Source organism: Singulisphaera rosea, from assembly GCF_054877945.1.
Genome location: NZ_JBTYIP020000003.1, coordinates 575,759 through 594,697, shown reverse-complemented (window position 1 = coordinate 594,697; position 18,939 = coordinate 575,759). Strand labels below are relative to the sequence as shown.

General features: G+C 65.2%; 16 protein-coding genes. 6 read left to right on the top strand and 10 right to left on the bottom strand.

The annotated features are described in order from the left end of the window. Window positions 1-6 precede the first annotated feature (6 nt). Both ACYOEI_RS08640 and ACYOEI_RS08635 read left to right on the top strand, forming a co-directional pair. Window positions 7-2,127: a carboxypeptidase-like regulatory domain-containing protein gene (locus tag ACYOEI_RS08640; RefSeq protein WP_462849123.1), complete on the top strand. Its 2,121-nt coding sequence runs from the start codon at window positions 7-9 to the stop codon at window positions 2,125-2,127. A gap of 124 nt (window positions 2,128-2,251) precedes the next feature. Then, window positions 2,252-3,133: an alpha/beta fold hydrolase gene (locus ACYOEI_RS08635; RefSeq protein WP_462848998.1), complete on the top strand. Its 882-nt coding sequence runs from the start codon at window positions 2,252-2,254 to the stop codon at window positions 3,131-3,133. 139 nt (window positions 3,134-3,272) lie between these two features. Here ACYOEI_RS08635 and ACYOEI_RS08630 read toward each other — a convergent pair whose 3' ends face one another. Further along, a complete protein-coding gene (locus ACYOEI_RS08630) occupies window positions 3,273-4,622 on the bottom strand; it encodes a CehA/McbA family metallohydrolase domain-containing protein (RefSeq protein ID WP_462848997.1) in 1,350 nt (449 codons plus the stop codon). A gap of 262 nt (window positions 4,623-4,884) precedes the next feature. On the opposite strand from ACYOEI_RS08630, the gene ACYOEI_RS08625 reads away from it, so the two are divergent. Beyond that, window positions 4,885-5,337 carry a YaiI/YqxD family protein gene (locus ACYOEI_RS08625; RefSeq protein WP_462848996.1) on the top strand — a complete coding sequence of 151 codons (453 nt, stop codon included), beginning with the start codon at window positions 4,885-4,887 and terminating at the stop codon, window positions 5,335-5,337. A 13-nt stretch (window positions 5,338-5,350) separates the two neighbouring features. Here the strand turns inward: ACYOEI_RS08625 and ACYOEI_RS08620 are convergent, their stop codons facing one another. From ACYOEI_RS08620 to ACYOEI_RS08605, 4 genes are all read right to left on the bottom strand, one after another. Continuing rightward, on the bottom strand, window positions 5,351-6,559 hold the full coding sequence (locus ACYOEI_RS08620) for a metallophosphoesterase (RefSeq protein ID WP_462848995.1): 1,209 nt from the start codon (window positions 6,557-6,559) through the stop codon (window positions 5,351-5,353). Between the two features lie 104 nt (window positions 6,560-6,663). Continuing rightward, window positions 6,664-7,419 (bottom strand): 2-amino-5-chloromuconate deaminase CnbZ, encoded by a 756-nt coding sequence (cnbZ, locus tag ACYOEI_RS08615; RefSeq protein ID WP_462848994.1) that lies wholly within the window; start codon window positions 7,417-7,419, stop codon window positions 6,664-6,666. Window positions 7,420-7,677: 258 nt separating this feature from the next. Continuing rightward, window positions 7,678-8,910: a GspE/PulE family protein gene (locus ACYOEI_RS08610; protein ID WP_462848993.1), complete on the bottom strand. Its 1,233-nt coding sequence runs from the start codon at window positions 8,908-8,910 to the stop codon at window positions 7,678-7,680. Continuing rightward, window positions 8,907-9,263, bottom strand: a complete 357-nt coding sequence (locus tag ACYOEI_RS08605; protein WP_462848992.1) for an STAS domain-containing protein — start codon at window positions 9,261-9,263, stop codon at window positions 8,907-8,909. The genes ACYOEI_RS08610 and ACYOEI_RS08605 overlap by 4 nt, the downstream gene beginning before the upstream one ends. 438 nt (window positions 9,264-9,701) lie before the next feature. On the opposite strand from ACYOEI_RS08605, the gene ACYOEI_RS08600 reads away from it, so the two are divergent. Further along, the gene (locus ACYOEI_RS08600; protein WP_462848991.1) at window positions 9,702-11,738 is read left to right on the top strand and encodes an ATP-binding protein; all 2,037 of its coding nucleotides are present in this window, start codon (window positions 9,702-9,704) and stop codon (window positions 11,736-11,738) included. Window positions 11,739-11,895: 157 nt separating this feature from the next. On the opposite strand, the gene ACYOEI_RS08595 is transcribed toward ACYOEI_RS08600, so the two are convergent. Continuing rightward, a complete protein-coding gene (locus tag ACYOEI_RS08595; RefSeq protein WP_462848990.1) occupies window positions 11,896-12,243 on the bottom strand; it encodes a hypothetical protein in 348 nt (115 codons plus the stop codon). A 301-nt stretch (window positions 12,244-12,544) separates the two neighbouring features. Between ACYOEI_RS08595 and ACYOEI_RS08590 the strand changes: the two genes are divergently transcribed. Continuing rightward, complete coding sequence (locus ACYOEI_RS08590) at window positions 12,545-13,084, top strand: DUF1572 family protein (RefSeq protein ID WP_462848989.1); 540 nt, start codon at window positions 12,545-12,547, stop codon at window positions 13,082-13,084. 182 nt (window positions 13,085-13,266) lie between these two features. Here the strand turns inward: ACYOEI_RS08590 and ACYOEI_RS08585 are convergent, their stop codons facing one another. After that, window positions 13,267-14,994, bottom strand: coding sequence for an RNA polymerase sigma factor (locus ACYOEI_RS08585; RefSeq protein WP_462848988.1), 1,728 nt, complete (start codon window positions 14,992-14,994; stop codon window positions 13,267-13,269). A gap of 115 nt (window positions 14,995-15,109) precedes the next feature. Next, window positions 15,110-15,460: a cupin domain-containing protein gene (locus tag ACYOEI_RS08580; RefSeq protein ID WP_462848986.1), complete on the bottom strand. Its 351-nt coding sequence runs from the start codon at window positions 15,458-15,460 to the stop codon at window positions 15,110-15,112. 326 nt (window positions 15,461-15,786) lie between these two features. On the opposite strand from ACYOEI_RS08580, the gene ACYOEI_RS08575 reads away from it, so the two are divergent. Further along, window positions 15,787-16,902, top strand: a complete 1,116-nt coding sequence (locus tag ACYOEI_RS08575) for a dipeptidase (protein WP_462848985.1) — start codon at window positions 15,787-15,789, stop codon at window positions 16,900-16,902. 185 nt (window positions 16,903-17,087) lie between these two features. Here the strand turns inward: ACYOEI_RS08575 and ACYOEI_RS08570 are convergent, their stop codons facing one another. Both ACYOEI_RS08570 and ACYOEI_RS08565 read right to left on the bottom strand, forming a co-directional pair. Beyond that, window positions 17,088-17,621: a GNAT family N-acetyltransferase gene (locus tag ACYOEI_RS08570; RefSeq protein WP_462848984.1), complete on the bottom strand. Its 534-nt coding sequence runs from the start codon at window positions 17,619-17,621 to the stop codon at window positions 17,088-17,090. Window positions 17,622-17,715: 94 nt separating this feature from the next. Then, on the bottom strand, window positions 17,716-18,645 hold the full coding sequence (locus ACYOEI_RS08565; RefSeq protein ID WP_462848983.1) for a histone deacetylase family protein: 930 nt from the start codon (window positions 18,643-18,645) through the stop codon (window positions 17,716-17,718). Window positions 18,646-18,939 lie beyond the last annotated feature (294 nt).

Genomic DNA, 18,939 nt, shown 5'->3' with positions numbered 1-18,939 from the left:
ACTGCCGTGCCCGTTGCGACCAAGTTCGGCAAGGGGCCGATCACGCTCAAGGTTGCCCCGGGGCAAACCATCGCCGTCAAAGGTCGTGTGCTCGACATCGACGGGAGTCCGGTCCCCGCTGCGACGGTCCGGATCGATTCACGGCGGCGGAGAGGTCGTTTCGGTGGAATGCCATCGGATTACGAACGCCTTACGTTCGACGAGGATGGTCACGAAAACCTGTACACCGCGGCCGATGGACGGTTCTACTCGCCTCGACGATTTTCGCCCGACCTCGAGTATCGCGCCGTCGTCGAGGCTGAGGGGCATTCACCCGAGCAGAGTCAGTGGATTGAGCCAACCAAGACAACGGCATTTCCCGACGTCTTCATGCAGCAGGTGCCGAGGACTCGACTGGTCCAGGGCCGGGTCGTGGATGGTGCCGGAACGCCTGTTGTGGGTGCACTCGTCTTCCAGAGTGGAGATGGGCCTGCTCGTACGAGTGTCGTGACCGACTCGCAAGGCCGGTTCCAACTCCCCGGGGTCTTTCAGGAGCCGGCGGTGCTCTTCGTCGATGAAACGGGAATACGTTTCTCGGGCTATCCCATCGACGGATCATCTCGTCCCGTCGTGCTGACGGTCCGGCGCAACGACGATCCGGCGGATCCTCCACTCCGACCGCTCCCGCCTCCCCTTCCTCGAGCCGAGGCGGATGCGCTGGCCCTCCGAATCATCGAACCTGAAATCGAGGGATTCCTCAAGCCTTCGAAATACGAGGCTGGCAAGAGCATTCCCATCAACATCGCGCCGGCCTTGCTGAGCATCACCGCTCGAATCGATCCCGCGCGAACGGAGGATTTGGTCGGTCGCATCTCCCTGTCGACTCCGGAATACAACGACCTCTTTCGCTCTTATGTCGCCATGAGCCTCTTCCCCGTAAGTCCTCAGCGAGCCATCGCCGTCGCCGAGACACTCGCCAATCCTCTCGCCCGCTCGAGGTTCTACTGCCAGGCCAGCGATGCCGTGCCGGAGGAGGACCAGACCCGAAAGCTCGAACTTCTCGAGAAGGCTTTGCAACTCGTCCAAGCATCGACCGCTCCCGCCCCCAAGATGACGGGGTTGGGTGCGGTGGGCTATCGTCTCCTCGACCTCGGGGACACCAGTCGAGGCACGTCCCTTCTCCGAGAAGGCCAGACGTTGGCCGAATCGCTCCCGAAGGGGCGGGATCGCATCATCGGCGGTCATTTACGCGGCTTCGCGCCGAAACTCGCAAGGATCGACCCATCGTCCGCATTCGCGATGATCGATGCGTTGAAGACTTCGGACGCGCAGTATTATTACAGAGGCATCGTCCTGGGGCTGGCCGACCGCGATCCGGAGAAGACCGAGCAGTTCCTCGCGCGGATCGCGTTGGGAGACTATCGTAACGTCGTCACGGCCCGAATCGTCGGGCGGATGGTGGCAAAGGACTCGATTCGGGCCCGACGGATCATCGACGCGGTGGCCGACCCGGTGTGGCGGGCCACCGGACTGGGCCTCATGGCACGAAAACTCGCCCACACCGATCCGAAGGCCGCCATCGGTCTGATTGACGAAACGCTCGATCTGCTCCTGCGAGTGTCGCGAGAAGGAAGCTTCCCCGAGCAGAATTACGTCATCCGACTTGTCAGAGTTGCGGCCGGGCTCATGCCTGTCGCAGAAAGACTTGATGAGGCGTTGTGTCGTCGATCTTTCTGGAAGGTCGCTGCCCTACGACCACCCCGATCGACGACGGTCGACCCCGGGGTACGTTACGCCATCGTCCCGACGGAAGCGGCCGCCAGGATTGCCCTGATCCTGCCTCGTTACGACCGTGTACTGGCCCGGCAGATCCTCGAACCGGTGGCGAAACGAGTCAAAGCCTTCGACGTCGAGAAATTCCCGTTCAGCCTTTCCCTTTTTGCCGCCGCAGCCCGGATCGATCCCGTTTGGGCCCTGGAACTGGTCGAGAGGTTGCCCGTTGGGGTTGCCAACCTGGACGGTTTCCCAAGAGACCAGGCGCGACGCGCCGTGGCCGACATCCTCGCGGGAGAGAACAGCGACCCCAAGAATCGTCTCGAGGCGAAGTATCTCGGCGATGATGGCGACTCCAAGGACAAAGAACCGTGATCCGGGGCCGATCGATTGCGGCGGGCCTCGCGACTTCAGGCTCTTGCGGCGGCCTCGTCGAGGATAGACTACGCGGGACGATTTGGACCGGTGGTCTCGACTCGCTCGATGAGGACTCATCGCAATGCTTGGCACGCTCAGTTTGCTCGTCTCTGGATGTCTGCTGGCCGCCGCTCCCCCGGCGAGCCTCGGTGAAGAGGGATTCGTCGACTCGGGCGGGGTGAAGATCCACTACGTCACGGCCGGAAAGGGGCCGCTCGTGGTCCTGATCCACGGGTTCCCCGACTTCTGGTACACCTGGCGGGCTCAGATGCCCGCGCTCGCCGAGCACTTCCAGGTCGTCGCGATCGATCAGCGCGGGTACAACCTGAGCGACAAGCCGGAGGGGGTCGAGAACTATGCGATGGACAAGCTCGTCGGCGATGTCCTCGCGGTGATCAAGCACTTCAAACAAGAGAAAGCGGTGGTTGTCGGGCACGACTGGGGAGGGGCCGTCGCCTGGACGCTCGCGATGGCGCATCCCGAGGTCGTCGACCGCCTGATCATCCTCAACCTGCCCCACCCGAAAGGGTTGGCCCGGGAGCTGGCGAACAACCCCGAGCAGCGCAAGAACAGCCAGTATGCCCGAGACTTCCAGAAGCCCGACGCCGCCTCGAAGATCCTCCCGGTGATGCTGACGTTCTGGGTCAAGGACCCCGAGGCCAAGAAGGTCTATCTCGAAGCGTTGCGCCGGTCGTCGATGGAAGGGATGCTCAATTATTACAAAGCCAACTATCCGAAAGAGGGGGCGAAGGACGACGGGAATTTCCCACCGGTGAAATGCCCCGTCCTGATCATCCACGGCCTCGACGACCCGGCCCTTCTCTCGGGCGCACTCAACGACAACTGGAAGTGGATCGACAACGAGATGACGCTGATCACGATCCCCCACGCCGGGCACTTCGTCCAGCAGGATGCCGCCGATCGCGTCACGAAGGCGATGGTCGATTGGCTCACGCGGCGATGATCGCGCGTCTCGAGGCCCGGTTTCTTCTTAGAAAACGGGTTTCTGAGCGTAAGACCCCGTCAACTCCCACGCAGGGAGTCGTCGTTGACCGTGACAGAAACCCGTATTCCAAGAAGAAACCAGGTCTCGAGAGAAGTGTTCACTTGGCTTTAGCTTTATTTGTGGGCGGGGCGGGGATCTGACTCTCCCAACCGATAGGTTGGGTCCAGGCCTGCTTGAGTTGATCGGTGAACGAGGGGTTGTCGGGGGGGAGGGACGAGGTGACGACGGCCCGGACGTAGAGCTCGTCGCCGGTCAGGGTGTAGCGGGGCGAGATGCCTTCGGCCGTGGCCAGGACCTGGCCGACGTCGTCGGAGTAGCGCTGGGTCACCGGGAGCGGCTTGTCGTCGTTGTCGAGGACGGGTTTGCGGGTCGAGTCGTAGCCCTTCCTGGTCCCGATGAACGAGGTCGTGTATCGGGCCGAGGGCTCGGGGTCGATCTCCAGCGAGAGGGTGTGGTCCTTGGGCGAGTAGCGGACGTCGCGGAGCGTGACGCCGCTCGAGGCGTAGAAGTCGCCCGCGACGATCGCGTGGATGATCGGCTCGGGGGCCAGGTTGCGGGCACGGACCATGACCCAGCCCCGGCCGGGGGAGGAGCCGCCGGTGCCGAAGTAGTGGTGCGAGTCGTCGGTCGCCAGGCCGGCGACGGGGGCAACCTTCATCTCACCAATGCGCAAGGTGTTGATGATGTCCCACATTCGTTCGACGCCCGCATGCGTTTCGTCCCCCATCTGGTGGGTGCCGGGGTGGCCGTTGTAGACCTCGAAGAAGCGCTCCTTCGTGACCATCGCGAGCTCTTCGGCCGTGATCGCGTAGCCGAAGTTCGGGTGGTTGAGGTGGCCCAGGATCGGCCTCCCCAGTCGCTTGCCTTGCTCCTCGATCGCCGCCAGGTTTCTCGTCATCGTGTCGACGACGCCTTTGCCCCCCTGGGGCTTGATCAACTCGAGTACGTTGGTGGCGTTGAGGTGGATCGGCTTCGCGCCGAAGCCATCGGTGATCTCCTCCCCCTGGATCATCAGGAACTTGTCGGCTTGTTCGAAGAGGCCTCGGAACTCGCCGAGCGGCTTGAGCCGGACCTGGAGGTCGCCGTCGACGGTGCGGGTCTCGACCCATGGGTCGCCGAATCGTTTGCGGTAGGCCGCGAAGCCGTCGGTCTTGGCGCGGCGGTTCGCGCCGGCGACGCTCATCCACCTCGGGCCCTGGCTCAGGATGTTGTGGTCGGAGAGGGCGAGGAAGTGATAGCCGCGTCGTTGGTAAAACTCGACGACCATCTCGGGATAATTGTCGCCGTCGCTCCAGAGCGTATGCGTGTGCAAGTTCCCCTTGTACCACCGAAGCGCCGAGTCCGCGGGCACCAGGGCGTCCTCCGCCGAGGCCGACCGGGGCCCGACCGCGGTGACGGACGTCGCGATCCCGACGATGACAGCAATTTTTGCGATCATTCCGCGCATGCGACGGCCTCGATGGGTCGGTAGCCTGAATCGATTTTGATGCATCTTCGGCGCCGGGACTCGAACCCGTCCAATAAGTTTCCGCGAAGATTTCGACATGCGTACCGAATCGCATGGATAGGAGGCCCGTCCTGCCCGAGCCCAACCCTGCCTGGCTCTCCCACGTGGTGTTTGATTACCATAATCGGCGTTTTCGAGACGGGGATGCTCCGGCGCCCGACCGGGTCGGAGCGGGTGAGGTTGGCCCGGGGAGGGCCTTTGGATGCAGATTTACGTCGATGGCGATGCCTGTCCGGTCAAGGAGGAAGTCTACAAGGTCGCCCGTCGGCATCTCGTGAAGGTGCTCGTCGTCGCTAACTCGTCGATCCGCGTCCCGAAAGAAGACTTGGTCGAGGGTATCGTCGTGCGCGGGGGCTTCGACGCGGCCGACGACTGGATCGTCGAGCGGATCGGGGCGGAAGATATCGCGATCACTTCGGACATCCCGCTGGCCGAGCGCTGCCTAGCCAAAGGGGCGAAGGTCCTGGGCCCGAAGGGCCACGAGTTCACGGAAGAGGCCATCGGCGACGCCCTCGCGACTCGCGCCCTGCTCGAGATGCTGCGTCAGTCCGGGGTGATGGGGGGCGGCCCCGCCCCGTTCGCCAAGGCCGACCGTTCTCGATTCCTCTCCAAGCTCGACGACACGATTCACGCGATCCGACGCCGACGCCCTTGATTGGGTCGCGTCGTCAGGGCGATGAGCCCGATTGCGAGGCTTCGGGCGGCGTCGTGGGATCTCCCCCGACCTCGAGCAGCGAGATCTCGGGCGGGCACCAGAACCGGATCCGAGGGGCCTGCCTCCGCTCGAAGCCGACCCCTCGGCTCACGTAGATCGGGTTCTCACGGATCGCGTGCAGGCCCCCCGCGGCGACCGCACGAGGGACCCGGGTCAACGTCATCAGCGGGCCGAAGCCCGGGATGACGATCTGCCCGCCGTGGGTGTGGCCGGTCACCGTGAGGTCGATCCTCGACCGGCTCTTCAACCCCAGGACCACGTCGGGTCGGTGCCCGACGAGGATTCGGATATCCTCATCCCCCGGCAAGGACTCGAGGCGCTCCGCGACACCTCGGGAGCCCGGACTGCTGAAGTCGAGCTCGGATCCTCCGATCGTCACGAGGCGATCCCCGATCGTTACCCGGACGACCTCGTTGACGAGGGTCCGGATCGACGTCGCGGCGAGGACCGGGCGGAGCTCCCTGCCGTCGCCGTCGACGTCGCCCAGGACGAAGTAGACGCCACCGGGCGCGGAGAGCCGTGCGAGAAGGTCGGTGAGCGCCGAGCGGCTGGCCTCGAACTCGGCATCCGAGCCCTGGAAGATGTCGCCCGGCAGCAGGATCAGGTCGGGCTTGAGTGCCATCAGGCGATCGATCGCGGACCGCTCGTGCTCGGTGACTCCGTTGGTCTGGAGGTCGGAGAGGACTCCGATCCGGATGGGCCTTCGGCCGCGACGTTCGGGCCTGACGGGAACTTTCGCCTCCTCCAGTTGGAGCCGGAAGGGCTCGATGAAGGTGGCGTCCAGGCCGATCGGGATGAGGAGCAAGCTCGCCCATGCGGCGAGCCGGACGGCCTTCGTCGGCGAGCGCCGACGCAATGATTGTGGGGAAACTCGAGGCGCGATGAGGAGCACGAGCCCGAGCGTCGGCAGCAGGACCACGAGGTCGGCGTAGAGCAGGTGGATCACCCCGAATCGCTGGACGCCCAACCGTCCCAGGACGATCAGCTTGCCGAGGAAGACGGCACCGGTGATCAGTGCCGCGCGGGCGACGCGCGCTGTCCCGATCGTCGATGGGTCCTCGCCTTCGCGTCCCAATCGGGGAGATCGGAGCGCAGCCACGGCCACGATCCCGTCGACGATAGCCGAGGCGAGCACGGCCCAGAAAAAAGGGACCTGCGGCATGCTGCCGATCCTTTCGCACCTCATCCGGGAGGTCTGCCTCGAACGGGCGGGGCCGACGAGGCGAATCGTCCGCCGGGCGCATGAGGGACCCGGCTACCGTTCCGTCAGGCGAGGCGCAGCTCCGTCCGGACGCCCCGCATGTCCATCTCGTACTCGATGCCCTCGACGGGCGGGCGGCTGTAGAACCAACGGACCCCGTGGATCGCGGCCGAGCCGGCTCGCTTGAGCACGGAACCCGGCAGGAGGCGGTCGATCGGGTGGATCGTGTAGACGTCGAGCGCCGAGACCGCCGGCCAGTCGGCGCCGAGGCCTTTCAGCCGGGATTCCATCAAGTCTATCACGAAGTCGGCCTTGGCCGTGATCGCCTCGGGCGAGGTCTCGCCCCCTCGGACGATCGCCTCGGCGGCCAGGACGCCCTCGGGGAGCTCCCCAGCACCCGCCACGACGAACGTGGGGGATAGGTCGGAGTCACAGGGCCTCGAGTACGAGAACCCGTAGAGGACCGGCTCCTTCGGTGCGCACCCTTCGGGGGCGACGTTGGTCCGGGCCACGGGGTTGACGCCGTCGACGAAGACCCCCCAGGCGTCGAGGATCTGGGCATATTCGGCGTTGAACGCGGCGAATCCGTCGAAGGTGAACGGTCGGGGCGAGCGCAGCTCGACGCCGCAGAGGGCGGCCTTCGGTCGTCCCTCACTCTCGAGGTGCTCGACGATCCGGTCGAACCCTTTGTGATACGGGACCGGGGTATGGAGCGTGACGTGGGCGATCTCGTAGCCCGGCACGGAGACGACGCCGCAGGAATACGGGGCGATGCCCGGCAGGAAGGCGTAATCTCCGGTCGGATGTTTCACGGTCGGCATAGGGCGGGCTCTCCGAGACCTCGACGACGCGCCAACGTGGGCGCCGGCAGCGAACAATGACGCGCCGACCTCGCCGAGAAAACAAGGGGGCAGCCCCGGAAGGCCACCCTTGTCGAGATTAAATTGATGGGTGCTTATATTGTCTTGTAGGGTGGGCACTGCCCACCGGTCTTCCGGAAGGCCTGGTGGGCGATGCCCACCCTACACTTGATGATATGCCGAGTTTTGTGGGGTGTGCCTGGGTTTCGATGCCGATGCTTACTCGTCGATGCCGAGGTACTCGCTGGGGATGGCGCGGAGGACTTCTTCGGGGGCGGTCAGGCCTCGGGCCACCTTGAGCATGGCGGAGCGTCGGAGCTCGAGGAAGCCTTCTTCGGCCGCCTTGCGGCGGATATCAAGGGTAGGCTTACCTTCGGAGATCAGCCGTCGGACTTCGCGGCTGATTCGAAGGATCTCGAAGACCCCCGTGCGGCTCGCGTATCCCGTCCGGTGGCATTCGTCGCACCCCGGTGCGCCGAAGAGCCGCTGGCCTTCGCCCGGCTCGAGCCAGGGCCGGATCTCGTCGAACATGCTCATGGAGTCGTCGACGTCGTAGGCGATCTTGCACTTGGGGCAGAGCGTGCGGACCAGGCGCTGGGCGATGACGCCGAGGAGGCTGCTGGAAAGGAAGTGCGAATTGATGCCGAGGCTGAGCATGCTCTGCACGGCCCCCGCGGCGATCGGCGCGTGCAACGTGGCCAGGACGAGGTGTCCGCTGTTCGCCGCGAGCACGGCCGTCTCGGCCGTCACCGCGTCGCGGACCTCGCCGATCATGATCACGTCGGGAGACTGGCGGAGGATGCTCCGGAGCAGCTCGGGGAAGCCGACGTCGAGCTTGACGTTGACCTGCGACTGGTGGATCCCCGGGATGGCGAACTCGATCGGGTCCTCGATCGTGTTGATCTTGCGCCGGCCGTCGTTGAGGTGGCGGAGGCCGGCGTAGAGCGTCGTCGTCTTGCCCGAGCCGGTCGGGCCGGTCACGAGGATCAGGCCGCTCGGGTTGTTGAGGATCCCGGCGAGCTCGTTATGCTCGCGGCGGCTCAGGCCGAGCTGGTCGAGCGTCTGGGCCTGGACGGTGCCGTTGAGCAGGCGGATCGTGGCGTCTTCGCCGTAGAGCGTGGGGATGGTGCTGATCCGGAGGTCGACCCGCCCATGTCCGGGCGTGTCTCGGACCCAGCGGCCGTCGAGCGGCCGGCGCTGCTCGCCCAGGTCCATGCCGGCCATCGCCTTGAGGTGGGCGATGCATCGCCGGCCCGTCTCAGGAGGGAGGATCGTCAGCAGGCTCATGATCCCCAGGTGCCGGGCCGACACCGCGACGTGCTTCTCCTGTGCCGAGAAGAACAGGTCGCTGGCCGGGAGCTTCGCGGCGTAGTCGATCAGGACGGCCACCGCGGCCTCGGGCATCATCCCGGCGACCTGGGGCGACTTCGGGTCGACATAGGCGGTGCTCAATGGGCACCTCCCTTCGCCAGCTCGCGTGCGGACATCTCGTCATCGGCGATCTTCAGGAACTTCTCCAGGTGGAGCAGCTTGAAGATCGAGACGACCGACGGCGGTACCGAATGGAGGATCAGGGACCCCTTCGCTTCGTTGCAGCGCTTGTGCTGCTTGAGCAGCCACGCCACGCCGCTCGAATCGATGTAGGTCGTTCGTGAGAGGTCCAAGAGAATGACATGGCTCCGACAATCCTGTCCCAGGAGCGCGTCGAGCGGGTCGACGTCCGTCCGGAACACGCCTAGGCGGATTTCTCCCTCGTGGCGGATCGAGAAGATCCCGCCCGAGTCCTGGATCAAGCTGAGCGGCATAACGCACCTGTCGAGGGGCAGTGGAGGCCGTCTTGGCCCGAGGAGCGAAGGGCAGGGTTTCCCCCTCCCGAATTGATTGTGCAGGATTCTGACTTGAAATTCCAGCCGATGCAAGGGCCAGGAGGCCAAGTCGCCGACCGTCCCGATCCGGCCTTGCTCAACGGTGCGATTGCCGAAGCCTTGCGGTCCGCGCACGGCGGAAGACTCGCCTGGAAACGTCCTCGGGGCGGGGTTCGAGGCCTATTGTTTTCGGTCACGATCCCGGTCGCCTGAGGTCAGGGACTCGGAGTGTGGTCTAGGCTTGTCGGGGACCCCTGCGATCTCCGCGGGGCGGCCGCTCGGCCGCTCGGCCGCGCGTTCGGACGCGGCGTGGCACCTCGGCGTCGATCCTCGGTAAGATAGCCTCTTCCTGCGGCGCGGGGAGCGGCGAGGGGCGACATGACCATCAGCAATCCGAAACCTCGATTGGGCCCGGATTTCGAGGACCTGGACTCGTCGATTGCGATCAAGGGACGCCCCTGGCTGTTGCGATACGGGTGTGCGATCCTCTGCGTCGCGACCGCGACATACATTCGTGTGCGGCTCAACCCGATGCTGGGGACTCGGTTCCCGGTCATCACGTACTTCCCCGCGCTGGTCTTCGCGGCCTGGTTCGGCGGCCTCGGGCCGAGCCTCCTCGCCTTGCTCCTCAGCGCGTTGACGGCCCGGTACTACTTCCTGCCCCCCACCGGCGGCTTGCTCACCATCGATGACCCCGTCTCCCAGGTCGGTTTCGGCATCTTCCTCTTCGTCGGCCTGGCGAACTCCCTGATGGGGGGTGCGATGAATGTCGTTCAGAGACGCGCCGAGGCGAGCGCCGAAGAGGCACGCTCGAAGCAGCGCCAGCTCGAACGAGAGTTCGCCGAACGGTGGAAGGTCGAGGAGCAGGTCCGGGAGCATCGGGAATGGCTCCGGGTCACCCTCGAGAGCATTGGCGACGCGGTCATCGCCACCGACCTCGGGGGCCGGATCACCCTCCTCAATTCTGTCGCCCGCGTCCTCACCGGTTGGGATTCGGACGAGGCGCTGGGGCGGCCCCTGGAGGAGGTCTTCCGAGTCATCGACGAACAATCTCGGGCCCCGGCCGAGAACCCGGTCGATCGGGCGTTTCGCGATGGCCAGGTCGCCGGGTCGGCCCAACTCCTGCTCGTCGCCCGGGACGGTTCGGAACGGCCGATCGACGATAGCGCCACCCCGATTCGAGACGGGGCGGGGCGAGTCGTCGGCGCGGCCCTGGTCTTCCGCGACGTCACCGAGCGGAGGCGGGCCGAGGAGGCCCTCCGCGAGGCCGACCGCCGCAAGGACGAGTTCCTCGCTGTCCTCGCGCACGAGCTCCGCAACCCCCTCGCCCCCATCCGCAACGCCTTGCACCTGATGGGCGACAACGCCGGAGATCGCCGCGAGTTCGAGTCCGAGAGGGCCATGGCCGAGCGCCAGGTCGTCCACCTGGCACGACTCGTCGATGACCTCATGGACGTCTCGAGGATCACGCAAGGCAAGATCGCGCTGCGTAAGGAGATCGTCGACGTTATGGCCGCCGTCGACCGCGTGGTCGAGTCGTCCCGGTCGTCGATCCGGGACCGAGGTCATGCCTTGACCATCACCAGGCCCGAGGCCCCGATCCGACTCGAGGCCGACCCGACCCGGTTGGAGCAGATCCTCGACAACGTCCTCAGCAACGCCGTCAAATACACCGAGCCCGGCGGCCGGATCCGGCTCTCGGCGACCCGCGAGGGAGATAACGTCCTCGTCCGAATCCGCGACTCGGGCATCGGCATCGAGTCGGAGATGCTCCCCCGGATCTTCGAGATGTTCGTCCAGGCCGGGAGCGATCCTGGCCGTTCGAAAGGGGGCATGGGGATCGGCCTCGGCCTGGTCCGGGCCCTCGTCGAACTCCACGGCGGCACCGTCACGGCGCGGAGCGGAGGCCCGGGCGAAGGATGCACCTTCGAAATCCGTCTGCCCGCCCTGCCGGCCGTCGCGGGGGTTCACGAAGAGCCGAAGCCTCTGCCCTCACCGCCGACCCCTCCCCCTGCTCCGGCCCCCACCGAGTCGACTCTGCCGCGGCGCCGGATCCTCGTCGTCGACGACAACGAAGACGCCGCGCGGAGTCTCGCGCGGCTCCTGTCGCGACTCTACCGCCAGGAAGTCCGCGTCGCTCACAGTGGCATCGCCGCACTCGAGGCCGCTGACGAATTCCACCCCCAGGTCGTCCTCCTCGACATCGGCATGCCCGGCATGGATGGATACCAGGTCGCCCGGCAGATGCGCGAACGCCCCAACCCCGACGCCCTGCTCCTCGTCGCCGTCACCGGCTGGGGCCAGGACGAAGACCGTCGCAAGTCCAAGGAAGCCGGCTTCGACCGCCACCTCGTCAAGCCCGTCGACCCCGAAGCTCTCCGCACGCTCTTCGCGGACTTCCGCGACGCGAGCTGATGGCATCGCTTGCCATTCCAGGCGGGGAGGACTCACCACAAAGGCACAAAGGACACAAAGTTAAGAATCAAAAAACGACAATGGATTTTCATTCTTTGTGTGCTTTGTGGTGAGTCCTCCCCCGCTTTGGTATCCGGCTCCTGTCTCTCGTGCGAGGTCAACCTGGCCCGTCCAGCCAATTGTCGGCGACGCCGCCCCCAGTCGAGGAGGCTCGGAGGCGGCGTTGGCGTTGGCTCCGGAAGATCCAGCAGAGGGACATGAAGGCGGAGATGGTGAACGTCGCGGACCAGACGACCAGGCTGACGACCAGGAGCAGACGGAGGGCGGGTGCGATGGCCTTGGACCCGCCCATGAACCAGGCGAGCGGCAATGCGGACAGGAAGATCCCGAAGTTCAGCAGGGCCGATTTCCAGACGAGGCGTCGGAAGTTCGGCGCGGGGAGGATCCGAGCCGCTTCTCGCGACGGTTTCTCGGCGAACGGCAAATGCACGGATGCTGGATTCATGATTTGACCTCGAAAAGAGATTCTCCGAGGAATTGGCAGACACAGGACACCCTCGCGAATCCATGCGGAAGGATTCGCGGCGAGGGTGTTTGATACGGAGGTTCGAATTCGGCTCGTCTCGATATCCCTACGCGAAATCATACCTCCCGGGGGCATCTCGCATAGCCGGTTGTGCCGGGAACGGCACGCAATCGTCTCGCAGAGGTCGCACCGGGACGTCCTCGAAGACCATACTTGTCGTGGTTCGACCCACCGAACCGCAACGTGCTCGACCTTCGAGCCACCGAAACCGGAGGATGCGATGGCGATCGAATCGACGACGGGAGAGTCCGCAGACGTGGCTTCGGCCTTCATCGCCGAAGCAAGGCGGCGCTTGTGTGAAAACGTCGAGCGGATCGAGCACGGCGTCAACCAACTGGATGACGCGCAGGTCTGGTGGCGACCTCACGAGTCGCTGAACAGCATCGCCAACCTGCTGTTGCACCTCAACGGCAACCTTCGCCAGTGGATCGTCTCCGGAGTCGGCGGCGTGCCGGACGTCCGCGACCGCCCTCGCGAGTTCTCCGAGCGGGACGACGTCCCCAAGGCGGAATTGCTTCGGGGCCTGGAGGCGGTGGTTGCGGAGGCGGACCGCGTCCTGGCGGGCCTGGACGCTTCAACGCTCCTCGAACCTCGGCGAATCCAGGGCTTCGATGAGACCGCCCTCGCCGCCCTCTGGCAGACCCTGGGCCACCTGAGCGGACATACCCAGGAGATCATCCTGATGACCCGCCTGCAACTCGCCGACCGGTACACGTTCGCCTGGACCCCGAAGACTCCGGAGCAAGGGGCACCGGTCTGAAAGTGCTTCGTTCACAAGAGCCTGGGCGACGGCCTTCGGAATAATAGATTCATGCGATTATCTTTGCTGAGAGGCGGTCCCTTGTGCCCCGGTTTCTGTTCCCGAAGCCCGGCTTTGAAGAAAAGCCGGGTTTCGGGAGTAGCTCTCACTCCTCCTGACGGATTCGGAACAACCGAGGATGCCTATTCAAGAGGGGGTTCGATGTCGACGGGTGGCTTGTTTTCCGCTGGCGGGGGCACTGCCGAGGTCCCTGCCTCGGCCGGAGGCGGCGGAGTCGAGGGCGAAGCCAACGGTGCCGAAGGGGGCGTCTGTGCGGGCTCCGTGGGTTTCACGACCGGCTTGTCGGGGGGAGCCAGAGGCGGCTCACCGGGGGCTACCGGAAGTCCGGGGCTTGGCACGCCCAGGGAAGGGGCCGTGTTAGGAGGGGTCGTGTCGAGATCGAATGGACTTCGGTTCTTTGGCTGCGGCAGCTCCGTTGAGCTATGGGGAAACTCTTCGGCGGGTTGCTCCGCGCCTTCGACGACCATCAGGGCTTCGCGAGCCCGCTTCAATCGGGCGAGCTCCGCCTGGGTCTTGACCAGGTCGGTCTGCGTCTTCTTCAGGAGTCGGTTCAGGGACTCCACCTCAGTGGAAAGCTCCTTGATGGCATGCTCGAGATCGTCCCGCAACTTCTCTTCGCGGGTCAGCGGGGTCGAAGGAACAGAGGGGGGCGGAATCGCGATGGATCCTGATGGCGGGAGATCAACCGGTGACGGCAAAGAGTGGGCCGGTGGTGCCCCAGGCGCCGGCAACGGCGGATCTCCTGGGGGGGACGAGCCCGCGACGGGAAGTGGGACCGAGGGAGGAGCCAGGTCCGGTTCCGGCACACTCGGGCCTGGTTCAAGCGTGGGTTCCGCGTTGCTCGCAACGAGGACGGACTCAGGACCGGGCAGCGCAACAGGGATCGAGTGCGCCTCGGGAGTCGCTTTGTGCGTTTCCCCGTGATCTCTGGCGATGACCATCAAGGGGCGTGGCTGCCTGCCTTGCTGTGCCAATACGCCCGCGCCGGCGGCCAGCATCCCCGACGAGAGGACGCCGAAAGCCGCGAGCTTAAGCTTGGTCGAGATCATGGTCGTCATCGCCCCTTTCGCCAAGAATGCGACGCGGGCCGAGAACGCCCCGGCCGCCAGCATCACCGCGAGTTTCCCCGAACCGGCCTGGCCGACCGCCTGGACCGTGGCCTCGATCAGCGCTTCCGGCACCACGGTCGACACTCCGGGCCATTGCAACGCCCCGAGCGGTCCAGTCGCCGACGCGATTCCCCGACGGGTCAACCGAGTTCGCAGCCGCTCTCGCCCTCGAGAGAGCCGCGACAGGACCGTGCCGCGCGGGCAACCCAGCAGTTGGGCGGCTTCTTCGGTTGACTGGTTTTCCAGGTAGCAGAGCACGATCGCCGCCCGATACTTCTCCGGAAGGAGGGCGATCTCCTCGTGGAGCTCCGGCCATCCGGAAAGGCCATCCCCCTCCTCGAGGGCGACCGCCTCCGAGGGCAAGGACCGACGCCCTTCATGCTTGCGCCGCCGAGCCTTATCCGCCCGTGCGTGCTTCGCGACGCGTAGTGCGATCCCGTATAGCCAACTCGCCAACGAATCCCGCTTGCGCAGCAGGGCACCGCGCGACACCAGGACCAGGAACGTGGCCTGGAACGCATCCTGGACGTCGTGCGGGTCGCCGAGCACGTCCCGGCAAACGCGGAGCACCATCGGGCCGTGCCGCTCCACCAGGGCGGCGAAGGCGACCTCGGACTCTCCGCCCGGCCCCTCCTGAAACCGTTCCAGCAGTTGTCGATCGGTCCAGGCGCCGACCGCACCCACCGTGTAGAGGGTTTGGATCTGTCTCAGGAGGTCGGTGCGCACCGACTTGCCCACCATCGGCCATCTCCTCGAGGCGAGTCAACTGGTCAGTAGTGCCGCGAGCGGGGCGAACGATTCCCACTTTTTTCCGGAGGCATGGAATCGAGGCCCATGTCACCCCAGGGGCTCGGCCTCAGCGCGTGGGAATATACCGGTTCGCGAGCTCCGCGTAGTCTTCCCTCACCGGGCTGAAGGCGTCGAGGATGACCGAGGGCCCGATCGCGACGACCCGATGCGGCACCCCCGAAGGGATCAAGAACATCGCCCCGGCCTCGACCCGACGCGTCTCGTCGCCGATCGTGAGGTCGACCGTCCCTTTGATCAGCATCCCGCCCTGTTCGTGCGGGTGCGAATGCGTCGGGATCTCCGCCCCGTCGTCCATCTCGAGGTACGACAGCATCAGGTTCTTCCCGAACGGCGTCCTCATCCGACACCCGGGGACGGGCTCGATCGCCGCGTACTCCGAAATCTCAACGAACCCCATGTGCCCCATCCTCGCTGTTGCATCAGGACTCGCGCGACGAAAGTCGCCGGGTCGCCCGGGAACTCCCGAGCGGTTCGTCGCTCTCGCCGCCCTTTGGACAACGCCCCTCGCCAACCACAAAGATACGCGCAAAACGATCGAGGCGATAGGCGTCAAAGGGCGGCCCGGCCGGCCTCGAGCAGGTCATCATGAAGGGGATTTTAGCATTTCGAAGTACGGAAACGCGGAGCCTAAACGCTAGGATCACAGGGATCAACGAGGGGTCGTGTTCGTGATCATGGACGGGACGAGCGAGGCGAACGTCAATCAATTCGAGGATGTGACACATGCGACGGCGTCATACACGGCGGGAGTTTGTCGCGGGAGTGGTCGGGGCGAACGTCGCGGCGCTGCTCGCGCCGGGATGGCTCCGGGCGCAGACCGAGGAAGACCCACGGGTCGCGAAAGTCCTGGCCGATACCACCGGCATCGACATGCACAACCATGTCACCCCGGGAGGGGGAAGGTCGGGGCCGGGCCCGAAGGCCCAACAGAAGTCGCAATCCGACCTCAACTTGGCCGGAGAGATCAAGCGATCGGGCTTGACGGCCGTATGCGCGGCCTTCCGCCTCGACTTCAACGCGAGCAACCCCTACGAGACGTTCCAGCAAGGGCTCACCGCGATCGACGGGCTGATGGAGAAGGGCCGCCTGACCCTCGCCCTGACTTTGAAGGACCTCCAGGCCGCACACGACAAGGGCCAGCCCGCCATCGTCCAGTCGATCGAGGGGTCGCATTTCCTCCACGGACACCTCGAGCGGGTGGAAGATGTGTACAAGCGAGGCCTGCGCCACCTCCAACTGCTGCACGACAAGGGCGACAAGGTCGAGCCGCTCGGCGACATCTATACCGAACCCGCGCGGCACGGCGGCCTGACCCCCTTCGGCGCGTCCGTCGTCAAGGAGTGCAACCGACTGGGAATCGTCGTCGACCTCGCCCATGCCAGCCACGAGACGGTGCTGGGTGCGCTGAAGGTGTCGACGCAGCCGGTGATCGTCTCCCACACGAGCCTCGACTCGAGGGCCGGCAAGAATCCCCGGATGGCCAAGATGATGGCCCCGCGCCTGATTAGCAAGGAACACGCCCGCGTCGTCGCGGACGCCGGCGGCGTCGTCGGCGTGTGGACCAAGCTGTCGGACTCGATGGAGGAGTTCGTCGGGGGCCTCAAGGCCTTGGCCGACGCCATCGGCGTCGACCACGTCGGCATCGGCAGCGACACCGACATCCTCTCCTCGAGGGCCGGCCAATCCACCAACGCCGCCTGGCCCGGCATGTCCGGCGGATTCTTCAAGGCGACCGTCGCCGAGATGCTCCGCCAGGGCTTCACTCCCGAAGAGATCGCCAAGGTTGGCGGCGGGAACTTTTGCCGGGTCTTCGACAAGGTCACGAGCGGCCACACCTGAGTCCCGAAACCCGATAGCGGACTAAGAATAGGGAAGCAGAAGACGATCCGCAGATGACGCAGATTGGCGCAGATGAAATGGAAAGATTTCAGGATTTTCCTCTGCGTCAATCTGCGTCATCTGCGGATAGAGTCGCCTTTTCTTGAGTGTGTTCCACTCCGGCGTGGCCTCATCGACGTCCTCGTTCAGCCCTTCCCCGACTCGCCCCGGGTTGTGGGGCGATTGAGGCGATAGAGGACGTGGGGCATGTTGTTGTAAACGATATCACGTTCGAATGTGAATCCCACCTTCTCCATCACCTTCCGCGATCCGATGTTGGTCGTCATGGTGAAGCAGATGAGATGGTCCAGTCCGAGTTGATCGAAGGCGATCGCGACGAGCGTCTCGGCGATCTCGGTGGCAAGACCCCGGCCCCAGTATTCGGCCATCAGGGCATAGGCCAGCTCGATCTCGTCCATGTCGTCGACGTGGACGCTCCGGATCCCAGCCCGGGCGACGAACTGGTTCGTCTCGGGGTCGCGGAAGACCCAGAGCCCGTGCCCGTCGCGATCCCACTGGTCGAGGCTTTCGAGGAAGAACTTCCGCGACTGTTCGTCGGAGCGGACGCCCCCGAGCGTCGCCATGACCTTCGGATCCACGTGCATCCGGGCGAACTCCCCCTCGTGCTCGGGCCGCAGGCGCTCGGCCTTAAGTCGGGCCGTCCGGAACGAATCGAGCATCCCCGTCCACTCCCTTTGATGGAAGGCAAAAACCGATCACCTCATCGAACGTGCCGACCGGACCGATCGGCACGACGCTCGACCCCGGTGCGCGTTACGACCCGGCGTCGAACCGGGTGAGGATCCCCTCGATGGCATCGGCGTGGATTTTCCAGGAGTCCGCAGAATACCCGCCGGAGAGGACCATCGCCACCGGGATCGCCCGGCTCCGGATCATGTCGACGACGAGGAGGTCGCGCTCGGCGAGGTCGTTGGCGGAGAGGCGGAGCCGAGCCAAGGGGTCGTCCGCGAACGGGTCGGATCCGGCGTTGTAGATCACGAGGTCCGGACGGACGGCGTCGAGCGCTTCGGGCAGGAGCTCTCGGACGAGGTCGAGGTACTCGAGGCCTGCCAGGCCCGCGGGGATCGGCACGGGATAGTCTTCGTGCTCCTTGTGGCTCGGGAAGAGGTCCTCCTCGTAAACGTCGAAGATCGACGCCCAGTCTCGGCTCGCGAAGACGGCCGCGGTGCCGTTGCCCTGGTGGGCGTCGAGGTCCACCACGAGGACGCGCGCGGCCCGCCCTTCCGTATGCAGGATCGTTGCCGCGAGTGCGGCGTCGGAATAGACGCAGAACCCGCCACCCCAATCGGGACCCGCGTGGTGATATCCGCCGCCCAGATTGATCGCCAGGCCCCGATCGACCGCCAGGCGGGCCGCGAGGATCGTCCCCCCCGTCGCGTACCGCATCGGCGTCAGGATTCGCCAGTCGACCAACCATCGAGGCAAGGCCGCGACGATCGGCACCTCGAGGATCCGCACGAGCACCGCTCTGCGACGGAGCGATCGAAGGTAGTCCGGCGTGTGGACCTTGAGCAGTTCGGCACGCCTCACGGGGTGAGGCCGTTCGAAATCGCTCGGCCGACGCACCCCGCGCGCAATCAATGCGTCGCGGATTCGGCGATATTTCCGGCCGTCGAATGGATGCCGACGCTCCAGCCCGAACGCCGTTATGTTGTATCGCGGGTGGTAGACGAGCGGGACCACGACAAAAACTCCTGCGCGTGAATGGGAGACGACGAGCCAGGGGAGCGAGTCTCAATCTATGACGGCGAGATCCCTATTCCTTCGCGATCTCGGAACAACAATTCCGAGACATGGTCGGTTCATGAAGCGAAATCTGTTATGTTGCACATGGTTATGTGGCATGTGGATCATGCCTGATTCGGGTCGCACGGGTTGTTCCAGCCGGTGCCACCCTTGACCCGCTATATCCAGCACCAATTTCGCACCTTGAGCCGACATGGTCTACCGAAGACCTGTCGATGGCGCTCCTGCCAT

What these genes read in the sequence shown, in the direction of transcription:
- ACYOEI_RS08635 (WP_462848998.1), top strand. Translation starts at nt 2,252, where the DNA reads ATGCTTGGCACGCTCAGTTTGCTCGTCTCTGGATGTCTGCTGGCCGCC.
- ACYOEI_RS08630 (WP_462848997.1), bottom strand. Translation starts at nt 4,622, where the DNA reads ATGCGCGGAATGATCGCAAAAATTGCTGTCATCGTCGGGATCGCGACG.
- ACYOEI_RS08625 (WP_462848996.1), top strand. Translation starts at nt 4,885, where the DNA reads ATGCAGATTTACGTCGATGGCGATGCCTGTCCGGTCAAGGAGGAAGTC.
- ACYOEI_RS08620 (WP_462848995.1), bottom strand. Translation starts at nt 6,559, where the DNA reads ATGCCGCAGGTCCCTTTTTTCTGGGCCGTGCTCGCCTCGGCTATCGTC.
- cnbZ (WP_462848994.1), bottom strand. Translation starts at nt 7,419, where the DNA reads ATGCCGACCGTGAAACATCCGACCGGAGATTACGCCTTCCTGCCGGGC.
- ACYOEI_RS08605 (WP_462848992.1), bottom strand. Translation starts at nt 9,263, where the DNA reads ATGCCGCTCAGCTTGATCCAGGACTCGGGCGGGATCTTCTCGATCCGC.
- ACYOEI_RS08600 (WP_462848991.1), top strand. Translation starts at nt 9,702, where the DNA reads ATGACCATCAGCAATCCGAAACCTCGATTGGGCCCGGATTTCGAGGAC.
- ACYOEI_RS08595 (WP_462848990.1), bottom strand. Translation starts at nt 12,243, where the DNA reads ATGAATCCAGCATCCGTGCATTTGCCGTTCGCCGAGAAACCGTCGCGA.
- ACYOEI_RS08590 (WP_462848989.1), top strand. Translation starts at nt 12,545, where the DNA reads ATGGCGATCGAATCGACGACGGGAGAGTCCGCAGACGTGGCTTCGGCC.
- ACYOEI_RS08585 (WP_462848988.1), bottom strand. Translation starts at nt 14,994, where the DNA reads ATGGTGGGCAAGTCGGTGCGCACCGACCTCCTGAGACAGATCCAAACC.
- ACYOEI_RS08580 (WP_462848986.1), bottom strand. Translation starts at nt 15,460, where the DNA reads ATGGGGTTCGTTGAGATTTCGGAGTACGCGGCGATCGAGCCCGTCCCC.
- ACYOEI_RS08575 (WP_462848985.1), top strand. Translation starts at nt 15,787, where the DNA reads ATGCGACGGCGTCATACACGGCGGGAGTTTGTCGCGGGAGTGGTCGGG.
- ACYOEI_RS08570 (WP_462848984.1), bottom strand. Translation starts at nt 17,621, where the DNA reads ATGCTCGATTCGTTCCGGACGGCCCGACTTAAGGCCGAGCGCCTGCGG.